This window comes from Streptomyces sp. NPDC059740, assembly GCF_042733155.1.
Lineage (GTDB): Bacteria > Actinomycetota > Actinomycetes > Streptomycetales > Streptomycetaceae > Streptomyces.
On the sequence record NZ_JBHWGP010000022.1, the window covers coordinates 94,528 to 105,956 of the forward strand.

The 11,429-nt window shown below is 74.2% G+C and carries 10 protein-coding genes; 1 reads left to right on the top strand and 9 read right to left on the bottom strand.

Features of this window, described 5'->3' with window-relative positions; all coding sequences use genetic code 11:
* Window positions 1-3: 3 nt before the first annotated feature.
* From ACFV3R_RS23145 to ACFV3R_RS23175, 7 genes are all read right to left on the bottom strand, one after another.
* Entirely contained in the window at window positions 4-792 is a 789-nt protein-coding gene (locus ACFV3R_RS23145; RefSeq protein ID WP_385586228.1) for an SDR family oxidoreductase, read from the bottom strand.
* 71 nt (window positions 793-863) lie between these two features.
* Window positions 864-1,604: an SDR family oxidoreductase gene (locus ACFV3R_RS23150; RefSeq protein ID WP_385586231.1), complete on the bottom strand. Its 741-nt coding sequence runs from the start codon at window positions 1,602-1,604 to the stop codon at window positions 864-866.
* Complete coding sequence (locus ACFV3R_RS23155; protein ID WP_385586233.1) at window positions 1,604-2,125, bottom strand: cupin domain-containing protein; 522 nt, start codon at window positions 2,123-2,125, stop codon at window positions 1,604-1,606. Before ACFV3R_RS23155 ends, ACFV3R_RS23150 begins: the two co-directional genes overlap by 1 nt.
* A gap of 21 nt (window positions 2,126-2,146) precedes the next feature.
* Window positions 2,147-2,965 carry an alpha/beta fold hydrolase gene (locus tag ACFV3R_RS23160; protein ID WP_385586236.1) on the bottom strand — a complete coding sequence of 273 codons (819 nt, stop codon included), beginning with the start codon at window positions 2,963-2,965 and terminating at the stop codon, window positions 2,147-2,149.
* The gene (locus ACFV3R_RS23165) at window positions 2,962-3,756 is read right to left on the bottom strand and encodes an aspartate dehydrogenase domain-containing protein (RefSeq protein ID WP_385586239.1); all 795 of its coding nucleotides are present in this window, start codon (window positions 3,754-3,756) and stop codon (window positions 2,962-2,964) included. The genes ACFV3R_RS23160 and ACFV3R_RS23165 overlap by 4 nt, the downstream gene beginning before the upstream one ends.
* Window positions 3,753-4,703, bottom strand: coding sequence for a VOC family protein (locus ACFV3R_RS23170; protein ID WP_385586242.1), 951 nt, complete (start codon window positions 4,701-4,703; stop codon window positions 3,753-3,755). The genes ACFV3R_RS23165 and ACFV3R_RS23170 overlap by 4 nt, the downstream gene beginning before the upstream one ends.
* Window positions 4,704-4,748: 45 nt before the next feature.
* The gene (locus ACFV3R_RS23175) at window positions 4,749-6,236 is read right to left on the bottom strand and encodes an aldehyde dehydrogenase family protein (RefSeq protein ID WP_385586245.1); all 1,488 of its coding nucleotides are present in this window, start codon (window positions 6,234-6,236) and stop codon (window positions 4,749-4,751) included.
* 472 nt (window positions 6,237-6,708) lie between these two features.
* Here ACFV3R_RS23175 and ACFV3R_RS23180 point away from each other — a divergent pair, with 472 nt between their 5' ends.
* Window positions 6,709-8,085: an MFS transporter gene (locus ACFV3R_RS23180; protein WP_385586248.1), complete on the top strand. Its 1,377-nt coding sequence runs from the start codon at window positions 6,709-6,711 to the stop codon at window positions 8,083-8,085.
* A 58-nt stretch (window positions 8,086-8,143) separates the two neighbouring features.
* On the opposite strand, the gene ACFV3R_RS23185 is transcribed toward ACFV3R_RS23180, so the two are convergent.
* Together ACFV3R_RS23185 and ACFV3R_RS23190 are read right to left on the bottom strand one after the other, a co-directional pair.
* A complete protein-coding gene (locus ACFV3R_RS23185; RefSeq protein ID WP_385586251.1) occupies window positions 8,144-10,117 on the bottom strand; it encodes an FAD/NAD(P)-binding protein in 1,974 nt (657 codons plus the stop codon).
* Window positions 10,114-11,139 (bottom strand): amino acid ABC transporter permease, encoded by a 1,026-nt coding sequence (locus ACFV3R_RS23190; protein WP_385586254.1) that lies wholly within the window; start codon window positions 11,137-11,139, stop codon window positions 10,114-10,116. The genes ACFV3R_RS23185 and ACFV3R_RS23190 overlap by 4 nt, the downstream gene beginning before the upstream one ends.
* Window positions 11,140-11,429 lie beyond the last annotated feature (290 nt).

Sequence of the window (11,429 nt, forward strand, 5' to 3'; positions counted from 1 at the left end):
TCCTCACAGGATGCCGCGGCTCACGCCGCCGCAGACGTCGATGCTGGTGCCGGTGATGTAGGAGGCGCGGGGGGAGAGCAGGGACACCACGGCGTAGGCGACCTCCTCGGCGCGGCCCAGCCTGCCCAGTGCCACGCCGCGGTCGGCGGCGAGGCGGGACTGCCACTGCTCGTAGGTCAGGCCGGTGTCGGCGGCGGCGTGGCGCCTGGTCCACTGGCCGGTGTCGATCAGGCCCAGGCAGACGGAGTTGATCCGGATGCCCTCCGGGGCCAGTTCGGTGGCGAGGGACTTGGAGAGGTTGAGGATGCCGGCGCGGGCGGCGCTGGTGGTGATGAGGCGGGGCTCGGGTTGCTTGGCGAGGACGGCGTTGACGTTGACGACGGAGGCGGCGTCGGAGGCACGCAGGTGGGGGCGGCAGGCCTGCAGGGGGTGGAGCACGCCGGCGAACTTCAGCTCCAGTTCGTCGCGCCAGTCCTCGGCTCCGGTCTCGTCCAGGCGTTTCATGCGGGACTGGCCGGCGTTGTTGACGAGGCCGTCCACACCGCCGAACGCCGTCGCCACCCGGTCGGTGAACCGCTGGACCGCGTCCGCCTCGCGCACGTCGCACACCCCGGTCAGCAACCGGTCCTGACCGGCGCCGAGGGTGGCGGCGGCCTCGGCGAGGCGGTCGGCGTCGCGGCCGCAGGTGGCCACCCGCGCGCCCTCGGCCAGCAGGGTGCGGACCGTCGCCAGGCCGACGCCCGAACTGCCGCCGGTGACCAGCACGGTGCGGTCCGCGAGGCCCAGATCCATCGGGTTTCCTTTCGTCGCCCGGCCGGGGCGAGGGGCGCGCAGATGTGCTGCCCCTCGCTGCTCCGGTCGGGTCAGTGCATGGTGAAGCCGCCGTTGACGGCGATGACTTGGCCGGTGAGGTAGCGGGACTCCTCGCCGAGCAGGTAGGCGACGAGGCCGGTGAGGTCCTCGGGTTGCTGGGGCCGGGAGATGGCCCGCCCAGCCGCGTAGAGGGCGTGCCGCTCGGCCGGTACGGCCTCGGTGGCCTCGACCTCGGTGAGGCCGGGTGCGACGGCGTTGACGGTGACGCCCTTGTCGCCCAGCTCGCGCGCCATGGCCCGGGTCAGGGCGACGACGGCGCCCTTGGAAGCGATGTAGTGCGCGAGGCGCGGGGAGCCGTAGAGGGCGGCGTCGGAGGCGATGTTGACGATCCGGCCGCCTTCGCCGTGGGCGAGGAGCTGCGGGAGGAGGGCGCGGGAGACCAGCCACGGGCCGCGGGCGTTGACGGCCATCAGCCGGTCCCACGCCTCGACCTCGATGTCCTGGAACTCCGCGCCGCCCACCCCGTTGGCCAGCGCCGCGTTGTTGACCAGGGCGTGGAGCGGACCGAGACCGGCCACCCGCGTCGCCATCTCCTCCACGGACGCCGGGTCGGCGACGTCGCAGGGGACGAAGTGCGCCTGGTGTCCGGCGTCGCGCAGGGCGGCGGCGGTGGCCTCGCCCAGGTGTGCGGCGAGTTCGGCGACCACTACGCGGTAGCCGTCGGCCGCGGCCCGGTGGGCCATGGCCGCTCCCAGGCCACGGCCCGCGCCGGTGATGACGACGGTGCGCATCAGTCGCGGGTGACGCCGTGCATCGGCGAGTGCTCGGGGTAGGTCGGGACCTGCGGCTTCTGGGTGCCGATGACGACGCAGAACAGCGCGTCGACGTCACCCTCGTTCTTCAGGGAGCGGGCCACTCCGGCCGGCACCACGATCATGTCGCGGTAGCCGAGGGTGCGGTACTCGGCCTCGTCGGCGCCGCGGTGGATGCCGACGCGGACCTGGCCCTCCAGGACGAAGAAGGCCTCCTCGACGTCGTGGTGGGTGTGCTCGGGGCCCTCGGCGCCGGGCGGGAGCAGCATGTTGGAGAAGGTGAAGCCGCCGGAGGGCAGGATGCGGTCGTCGCCCTCGTGGTTGCCGGTGGCGCCGGAGCCGACGTAGCGGATCTGGGCGCGGCGGTACTGGTCGCCTGCCTTGGCCTGGAAGGCGAGGGTGTCCCAGTCCGGCTTGCGGGAGTCGCGGGAGGCGATGAGGGAGTCGGTGTAGCGGGCGAGGTCGCCGCCGTTGTCGTACTCGGTGGTGGTGATCGGCATGGTGTCTTCCTTCGTGCGGGTTCAGGCGCCGGCGGGGACGGCGGCGCAGATCTGCAGGTGGGAGAGGACCCAGGCGTTGAAGTGCCCGGGCTGTTCCTGGTTGGCGAGGTGTCCGGCGCCGCGCAGGACGACGTACGCGCAGCGGGGCAGGCCGCCGGCCAGGGTCTGTGACGCCTCGACGCCGGTGACCCGGTCCTCCTCGCCGCACAGGACGAGGGCGGGGGCGGTGATCGAGGCGAGTTCGGGGCGCAGGTCGGCGGCGGCCATGGCCTCGGCGGCATGCGCGTAGCCGGGCAGCCGGATCGCGTCGGCCATGGTGGCGGTGACCCGTTCGACCAGTTCCGGTGGGGCGTGCGGGGAGAGGAGCCGTGGGCCGCGGGTGGCTGCGAACTCGGCGGCGCCCAGGCGGGCGAGTTCGGCGGGGCGGCTGCGCATGGCCTCGGCGCGCTGCGGGTCGGTGCCGGAACCGGGGCTGGAGTCGGCGACGACCAGGGAGGCCACCAGGTCGGGGTGGCGGGCTGCCAGCCGCAGGGCGATGACGCCGCCCCAGGAGACGCCGAGCAGGTGTGCCACTCCCCCGCGGTCGCGGATGAGCGCGGCGGCGGTGTCGGCGAAGTCGTCGAGGGTGAGGGGCGCCGCGGGGTCCGCGGACCGGCCGTAGCCGGGGGCGTCCCAGGCGACCACCCGGGCGTGGCCGGACAGGGCGTCGAGCTGCGGGGCGAAGGCGGCGGAGGAGGAGCCGATGCCGTGCAGGCAGAGCAGCAGCGGTCCGCTCTCCCCCGCCTCGGTCAGGTGGAGGCCCGCCGGGTCGTAGGCGGGCGCGGTGGCGACGGCCGTCACAGGATCGCTCCGCTGCGGCCGGCGAGTGCCCCGAGGGAGCGGAGCACGGCGTGCGGGACGACCTGGCTGGTGGCCGGGTTGACGGGGTCGGGCAGGTGGCAGACCTCGAAGCGGTAGCTGCCGTGGGTGCCGGCGGCCTCGATGACGTGGCGGGTGTGGGTGGCGGCGGGGTCGGCGACCACGGTGACGCGGACGGCGTCGAGGTCGCCGACGGCCAGGGCCACGGAGGCGGCGACGTTGGTGGACTTGGGGAACTTCACCGGGATGTCGCGGGCGGTGCCGCGCAGCACCTCCACCGGTCCGTCGGCGGTCCGCATCCGGTGCAGCAACTCGGCGTCCATCCACGGCTGTTCGAGGGTGGAGGGGAGTTTGGTGGTGGTCAGCTCCACGTGGTGCAGCTCTCCCATGCGGCGGGCCGCCTGGAGGAGGTCGAGGCCGCCGACGGCGCCACCGGTGAAGTAGACCCGGCCGGGTCCGGTGGTCAGGAGTTCCTTGGTGAGGTCCTCGTCGGTCAGCGCGCCGGTGGAGGCCACCAGCAGGTCGGTTCCGGCGCGCAGGACGCGGGCGCCCCACTCGCGGACGACGCTCTGCCCTGCGGCCTCCACGATCAGGTCGCAGTCGGCCACGGCGTCCTCGAAGGTGGACTGGGGGGCGGGCAGGTCGCCCAGGGGGCGGTTGTCGACGACGCGGTGCAGGGTGGCGCCGGGGATCTCGCCGGCGGCCAGTGCGGTGCCGACGACGCGGCCGATGGCGCCCCAGCCGACGAGTCCCACGCGGCGTGCGGCGCTCATGCCGGTGCTCCTTCGGTGAGTGTCTGCGGTGTGGTGGGGGCGAGCGGGCCGGGGTCGGGGCTGCCCGCCATGTGGCGGCGGATCTCGGCGGAGGGCGCGCCGGCGGTGCCCCACAGGTCGGAGAGTTCGGGGGTGCGGCGCCAGACCCTGGCGATCCAGGCGTCCTCGACGATCTGGGCGACCTCGGAGGTGTACTCGCAGACCAGGCCGGTGGGGTCGGTGAAGTAGGAGAAGGTGTTGTCGCCGGGGCCGTGGCGGCCGGGGCCCCACTTGGGCACCACGCCGTGGTGGCGCAGCCGGCCCAGGCCCCGCATGAAGTGGTCCACCGAGGTCATCTCGTAGGCGACGTGGTTGAGCGAGGCCCACTCGGCCTGGTTGAAGGCGACGCAGTGGTGGTCGCTGTTGCAGCGCAGGAACGCCATCTGGTGCTCGGACCAGTCCGAGACGCGCAGGCCCAGGACGTCGGTGTAGAAGGCGACCGCGGCGTCGATGTCGGCGGTGTTGAGGACCACGTGGGTCACGCCGGTGGGGACGGCCGCCTCGCGGGAGCGGGGGGCGACGGCCCAGGTCTGGGCGGAGAGTTCGACCAGGCGGTGTTCGGGGTCGGTGAACCGCAGCCCGTAGCCGCCGCCGACCTGGTCCAGCGGTCCGGGGCCGGTGACGGGCACGATGCCGCGGGCCAGCAGGCGGCGGGCGGCCTCGTCCACCTCGGCGGGGGTGGCGACGGCGAAGGAGAGGCGGCCGAGTCCGACCCGGTCGGCCCGGGTGAGCTGGAGGGCGTGGTGCTCCTCGCCGGTGCCGCGCAGCCAGCTCGCGCCGGTCTCGGACTCGACGACCTCCAGGCCCCAGACCTGGGAGTAGAAGTCGGTGGCCTCGGTGTGGGTGGGGGTGAGCAGTTCGACCGAGCGCAGGGCGCGCAACCGGGCGACGGGGGGCGAGGGTGTCATACGGGCTCCTGTGGTGGTGCGGGTGCGGTGGAGCGGCGGGGCGGGTCAGCCGGCCCAGGGCAGGGGGGCGTCGGTGGTCCCCCAGTACAGGGACTTCTGCCGTTGGTAGGAGCGGATGGCGTCGCGGCCCTTCTCGCGGCCCAGGCCGCTGTCCTTCGTCCCGCCGAAGGGGGTGGAGGCGGAGAACTGCTTGTAGGTGTTGATCCAGACGGTGCCTGCTTCGATGCGGTGTGCCAGGCGCCAGGCGGCCCGGTGGTCGCGGGTCCAGATGCCGCAGGCGAGCCCGTAGACGGTGTCGTTGGCCTGGCGCACCAGGTCGTCCTCGTCGGTGAAGGGAAGGGCGACGAGTACCGGCCCGAAGATCTCGTCCTGGCAGGCCCGGGCGGTGGGCGGCAGTCCGTCGATGACGGTCGGCAGGTAGTAGGCGCCGGACCGGTGGGCCTCGTCCTCGGGCACGGCTCCGCCGCAGCGGATGCGGCCGCCCTCCTGCCGGGCCCGCTCGACGTGGGCGGCGACGGCGTCCCGGTGGCGGTGGTGGACCAGGGGGGCCACCTGGGTGGCGGGGTCGGTCCCCGGTCCGACGCGCAACGCGGCGGTGCGGCGGGTGAGTTCGGCCAGGAAGTCGTCGTAGAGGGGCTGTTCGACGAAGAGGCGGGAGCCGGCGATGCAGGACTGGCCGCTGGAGCTGAAGACGCCGAACATCACCCCGGCCAGGGCCTGCTCCACGTCGGCGTCGGCGCGCACGACGGTCGGCGACTTGCCGCCGAGTTCCAGCGACACGGGGACGATCCGCTCCGCGGCCACCGCGGCGATGGCCCGTCCGGTGGTGGTGCCGCCGGTGAAGGCGATCCGGCCGACGAGCGGGTGGCGCACCAGGGCGTCGCCCACCACCGCGCCCGGGCCCGGCAGGACGGAGAGCAGCGCGGTGGGCAGCCGCAGTTCGGCCAGTGCGCGGGTGATGAGGCGGCCCAGGGCGAGGGAGACCAGCGGTGTCCACTCGGCGGGCTTGAGGAGGACGGCGTTCCCGCCGGCCAGGGCGGGGGCGATCTTCTGCGCGTCGCTGGCCACGGGCGAGTTCCACGGGTTGATCGCGCCGACGACGCCGATCGGCTCGTACACGCTCATGGTGACGTAGTCGCCGCGGGACGGGGTGATCGCCTCCTCCGCGGTCTCCAGGGCGGCGGCGGTGTAGCGGAAGGTGCCGGCGGCGCTGAGCGCCAGGGCCTTGGTCTCGGTGAGGGTCTTGCCGGTGTCGGCGGTCTGCAGGGCGGCCAGGTCGGCCGCGGCCTCCTCCACCAGGTCCGCGATGCGGTGCAGCAGCCTGGCCCGCTGGTGGGGGTGCAGGTCGCGCCAGGCGGGCTCGCGCGCCGCGGCGGCGCCGGCCTCGGCCGCCTCGGCGACGTCGGCGGTATCGGCCGCGTGCACGGTGGCCAGGCACCGGCCGGTCGCCGGGTCCACGGTGTCGAACGGGGCGCCGGCGCCGCGCCGCCACCGGCCCGCCACCAGGATCTCGTCCGAGGGGATGTCCGTCATCAACTGCCTCCGGGAAGGGCGGCTTTCACCGCACCGCTTGGGTAAGCACTGGAAATCTAAGGGCTTAAGTATTTTCTGGCAAGGGGTGGACTGCCACGTAAATTCGCCGTTCCGACCCTTGACGTTCACCCGCACCTACGGGATACAAGTTGAGCCCTAAGAGGTTTGGCACTTACCCAAGACCTGTTTCCCGAGACAGAGAGGTGTGGTGCCCGGGCGGCCCGCAGCGTCGGGGCGTGCCGGGTGCGAGACGTCTGCTTCACCACGCCGCGCCGCCCGGCGCAGCCACCGGGTACGGCGGCGCTCCCGGGAAGCAGCGACGCTCCGCCCCCGCGGCACGACCCGGTCACGACAGGCTCCGGTTCGGACGCCGGGGGTTGTGCCGCGGACCACCGGACAGGCCCGGTCCGGCAGCCCCGCCGTGCCCCGCACGGCCCGACCGCTCCGCCGACGCCGCGGAGCCGGAGGCCCCATGACCATCGACGCACCCCCCGACCACACCGTCCGGGCGGAGATCGCCGCCCGCTTCGAACGCCTGCCGCTGTGCCGGTGGCACGTCACCGTCCGCCTGATCGTGGGGGTGGTCACCTTCTTCGAGGCCTTCGACCAGCTGCTCATCGCCTACGCCATGCCCGGCCTGCGCGCCGAGTGGGGGCTGACCACGGCCGGTTCCACCTGGGTGCTCACCGTCGGCTCACTGGGCATGCTGGTGGGCGCGCTCCTCTCGGGACGCCTGGCCGACCGGGTGGGCCGGGTGCGGGTGATCACCTGGTGCATCGCGGTCTCCGGCGTCGCCGGCCTCTTCCTCGCCTTCTCCCCCGGCCCCGGGGTCTTCTCCGTGCTGCGGGTGGTGCAGGGACTGGCGATCGGCGGTGAGGTGCCGGTCGCGGCGACCTTCATCGCCGAGATCACCCGCTCCCACCGGCGGGGCCGGTTCGTCCTCCTCTACGAACTGGTCTTCCCCGCCGGTCTGACCGTCGGTGCCCTGGTGGCCGCCTGGGTCGTCCCGGCGCTCGGCTGGCGCTGGATGTACGGGATCGCCGCGCTGCCCGGACTGCTGTGCCTGCTCGTGCGGGCCAAGGTCCCCGAGTCGCCGCGCTGGCTGGCCGACCACGGGCGGGCCGCCGAGGCCGCCGCGGTGATGGACCGGATCGAGACCGAGGTGGAGCGGGTCACCGGGCAGGCGCTGCCGCCGGTCCCCGAGGCGCTGCCGGTACTGCCGGAGGCCGCCCGCACCAGCGGTCTGCGCGGCCTGTTCACCGGCCGCTACCGCAGGCGGACCCTGGTGGTCGGTCTGCTCTGGTTCACCGGCTACTTCGTCAACTACGGCATCTCCTCCTGGCTCCCGACGATCTACCAGAACCGCTACCACCTGGACCTGTCCGCATCGCTGCGCTACTCCACCGTGACCTCCTGCGCGGGCCTGCTCGGCTGCCTGGTGGTGGCTCTCGCCGTGGACCGCGTCGGGCGGCGCCGCACCGTCGCCGTCGGGCTGGGCGGGTGCACGGTGATGCTGCTGGTCCTCTCGGCGCTCGGCGCGTCGAGCCCGGTGCAGGTCCTGGTGTGGACCTCGCTGGCCGCGGTCTGCTTCTTCGGCGCCAACATCTGCCTGTACCTCTACACCCCCGAGCTCTTCCCCACCCGGATGCGCGCCCTCGGCAGCAGCGTCGGCGGCTCGCTGAACCGGCTCGGGGTCGTCCTCGGCCCGATCCTGGTCGGCGTGGTCTATGCGGACGGGCGGCTGCCGGTCGTCTTCGTGCTGCTGGCCGCCGTCTCCCTCGTCGGTGCGCTCGCCTCCTTCGGGGCGGTGGAGACCGCCGGCCGGCGGCTGGAGGAGGTCTCACCCTGACCTCGACCGCGGGCACCGGCGGGCACGGCTCTCCATCCGGTCCGCCGGCGCCCGCGGCTCACCGCGCCCCCAGCCGCTCCCTCCGGGGCGTCTGCCCGGTCGGGGTGCTCCCCCTGTTCAGCGTCGTGAGCACCGCACGGGCCACCGCGTCGTTCTCCCGGAAGGCCGGTGCGTCGGTGTGCGGGCGGGCGAAGGCGGCCAGGGCCCTGCTGGTGGTGGGCGCGCCCAGCGCGATGCGCCGGGGGTGCGGTCGGCCGAGCCCGGGGTCCAGCAGATGGCCGCCGGGTGCGGCGACGGTGACCCGGCCGGTGCGGTGGGTGTGGCCGGGGTCGCTGAGGACCTCCTCGGTGAGGGCGCCGGCGCGGTGCAGCCACCCCAGCAGCGGGTCGCGGGTGCGCTCCAGGTTCGGTCCCGGCAGGTACGCCTCGACCAGGGCGGTGGCGTGGACGGTGCGCCCGGGGACCGTGGGGCTGCTCGCGGTGAACGTCCCGGAGTCCTCGTCGGTGCCCACCACCAGGTCGGCGCCCGCGAAGTGGACGACGCCCGCCCGGGAGAGGGCGAGCAGTTCCCGCAGCCGGAACCCCGGCGGGCCCGAGGCCAGGAGGTTGAAGAGGCCGCGCCACCAGCCGTCGACCTCCTCGGCCGCCGACCGCGCCGTCAGCAGCCCGGCGGCGAGCAGCCGCGGCAGCTGGCCGTGGACGGAGAGCAGGGCCAGGAACGCGCCCAGGTCGGCGCTGTGCGCGGGGTCCTCGCGGCGGGCGACGTCGGAGGCCAGGTACGCGCGCAGGTGGTCCTGGAAGGCGCCGGGCGTGGCGAAGGTGAGGCCGTCCAGCGGGCGGTCCAGGGCCTCGAAGTCCAGCCGGTCGGCCGGGTCCGGCACCGCCGCACCGAGGAGGCCGGCCATGGCCGGGGAGTACCAGTCCAGCCGGTCGTAGGCGTCGGTGAAGTCCGCCCACGACAGGGCGGTCCGCTCCGGGTGGGCGTGGAAGAGCTCGTGGTAGTGGCCAAACCCGATCTCCTTGGCCATGAGGGGCCACACGTCGCGCCGCAGCTCCAGGGGGCGTCCGGCGGCGACCAGCGCGTCCACCGCCTCCGGGCCGAAGTGCCGGGGCAGCGGCGGCCGGGGCCCCTGCAGCCGGTAGCGGGTCTTGGAGTGGTAGGGCACGCCGCGCCGCGAACCGACGTGGAGGACGGGTTCCCGGCCGGAGGGCAGGTAGGTGAGGGTGCCGTCGGCCTCGGTGCGGTAGGTGCCGCCGCGCCCCTCGGTGAGCAGGACCGTGAGGTCGACGAAGGCCAGCCCGAAGCCGCGCAGGAGCACGTGCTCGCCCGGGCGCAGTCCGGACAGGTCGGCCTCCGCGGAGAACTCCGGCGGCAGGTGGAAGCGGCCGTGCCGGCGGGCGAAGTCGGCGTGCGCGAGGTGCTCCGCGGAGGGCGTCGAGCCCGTGTGGCCCTGCGCGAGGACCACCAGGTCGGCGTCGAGCGGGGTGTCGCGGTCGGCGAGGTGGACCCGCTGCCGGCCGTGTGGCGGACCGGTCAGGGCGGTCGCGGTGGTGCGGTGCCACTTCACGGTGACCGACGGCGGGAGTTCCGCGAGCGCCCGCCGGAACACCCAGTCCAGGTAGGCGTTCTGGGCTCGGCGGGTGGGGAAGTCGTGGGGGCCCAGGGTGCGCAGTTCGGCGAGGACGGCGGGGTCCTCGGGCAGGCGGTAGGGCTCCTGGCGGGGGACGCGTCCGGCGAACTGGGCGGCCCACCGGGCCATCGAGGGCCCGGGGCGCACCGGCCCCTCGATCGTCGAGGAGGCGTCGGTGAACATGGTGACGTCCTCGGCCATGGAGTTCATGCGCAGCAGCGGCGACTGGTCGCGGCGCCAGATCCGCCCCGGCCCCGGCGGGTGGGGGTCCACCAGGTGGATGGCCAGTGCCCGTCCGCCGTCCCAGAGTTCGGGCGCGTTGGCCGCGATGCGTTCCAGCAGGCCGGTGGCGCGGGGGCCGGCCCCGACGAGGACGAGGACGGCGGGCTCCGGGGCGCTCACCGGTCACCGCCGGGCCGGGCCGGGGCGTCGGCCGCGGTGGCCGTGTACAGCCTGGCCCGGAGGGTGGCAAGCCGCAGGCGCAACCGCTGTGACGGGGTGGGCGGCAGGCTTTGGGCGGCGCCGCGCGCGTAGTACCGCTCGAGGTGGAACTGGCCCACGCCGAGCACGGTGGTGACGGTGACGTACCAGAGGGTGGCGACCAGCAGCAGGGGGATGACCTGGTAGGTGCGGTTGTAGACGAGCTGTACGGAGAACAGCAGGTCGTGCACGGCCAGTACGCTCACGATGCTGGTGCCCTTGAGGGTGCCGATCAGCATGTTCCCCGCGGCCGGGACGATTGAGCGCATCGCCTGCGGCACGACGATACGCAGCAGGGTGCGCCGCCTGCCGAGGCCGAGCGCCTGGGCCGCTTCGGCCTGTCCCGGGTCCACCGCGAGGATGCCGCCGCGCACCACCTCCGCGGCGTAGGCGGCCTCGTGCAGGGTGAGGCCGATGACGGCGGTGAGGGTGGGGCCGAGCAGGTTCACCGTCTTGACGGCGACGAGCTGGGGACCGTAGGGGATGCCGATCCCGAGCGTGGGGTAGAGCGCCCCGATGTTGAACCAGAACAGCAGCTGGACCAGGAGCGGGGTGGACCGGAAGATCCATACGTAGCCCCAACTCAGCGTACGCAGCACGAGGTTGCCGGACAGACGTGCGACTGCGAGGGGGATGCCCAGCAGGAAGCCGAGGGCCGTCACCACCGCGGTCAGCCACAGTGTCAGCCACAGTCCCTGGAGCACTGCGCCGGTGGTCAGGTAACGGCCCACCACGTCCCACTGGAAGGCGTCGTTGCGGACGACCGAGAGCAGCACCAGGGCGAGGACGGAGAGCGCCGCGGCGGCTGCCAGGCGGCGACCGGGGTGTCGGCGGGGTACGACGCGAGGGGGTGGTTGTCCGGGGGCGGCGGCGTGGCCGGGCAGGGAGGCAGCCGGCGCCGCGGGCTGCGCCTGGTGGGTGGTGAGCTCGGAAGGGGTGGCCATGGAGGCTCTCCGGGGAGGGGTTCGCGGGCGTGGGAGACCACCGGCGGGTATGTCCGCCCGGACGGCACCGGGAGGTGCTCTCGGTCGTGCCGGGCAGACGCAGGCCGGGGCCGTGCGCCATCACGCTCGCCGCGTCCCTCAACGCGGCCGGAGAGGCCACCGCGCAGGGCGGGGCCGTTCCGCGCCGCATCCTAGTACTGCAACGGTGCTTACCGTGACGGTTGTTGGGTTCACTCGTTGGACCGTTCATGGGTGGGGATATATCCGAGGTCGATGCTCGTCGCTGGTCG

What these genes read in the sequence shown, in the direction of transcription:
- ACFV3R_RS23145 (WP_385586228.1), bottom strand. Translation starts at nt 792, where the DNA reads ATGGATCTGGGCCTCGCGGACCGCACCGTGCTGGTCACCGGCGGCAGT.
- ACFV3R_RS23150 (WP_385586231.1), bottom strand. Translation starts at nt 1,604, where the DNA reads ATGCGCACCGTCGTCATCACCGGCGCGGGCCGTGGCCTGGGAGCGGCC.
- ACFV3R_RS23155 (WP_385586233.1), bottom strand. Translation starts at nt 2,125, where the DNA reads ATGCCGATCACCACCACCGAGTACGACAACGGCGGCGACCTCGCCCGC.
- ACFV3R_RS23165 (WP_385586239.1), bottom strand. Translation starts at nt 3,756, where the DNA reads ATGAGCGCCGCACGCCGCGTGGGACTCGTCGGCTGGGGCGCCATCGGC.
- ACFV3R_RS23170 (WP_385586242.1), bottom strand. Translation starts at nt 4,703, where the DNA reads ATGACACCCTCGCCCCCCGTCGCCCGGTTGCGCGCCCTGCGCTCGGTC.
- ACFV3R_RS23175 (WP_385586245.1), bottom strand. Translation starts at nt 6,236, where the DNA reads ATGACGGACATCCCCTCGGACGAGATCCTGGTGGCGGGCCGGTGGCGG.
- ACFV3R_RS23180 (WP_385586248.1), top strand. Translation starts at nt 6,709, where the DNA reads ATGACCATCGACGCACCCCCCGACCACACCGTCCGGGCGGAGATCGCC.
- ACFV3R_RS23190 (WP_385586254.1), bottom strand. Translation starts at nt 11,139, where the DNA reads ATGGCCACCCCTTCCGAGCTCACCACCCACCAGGCGCAGCCCGCGGCG.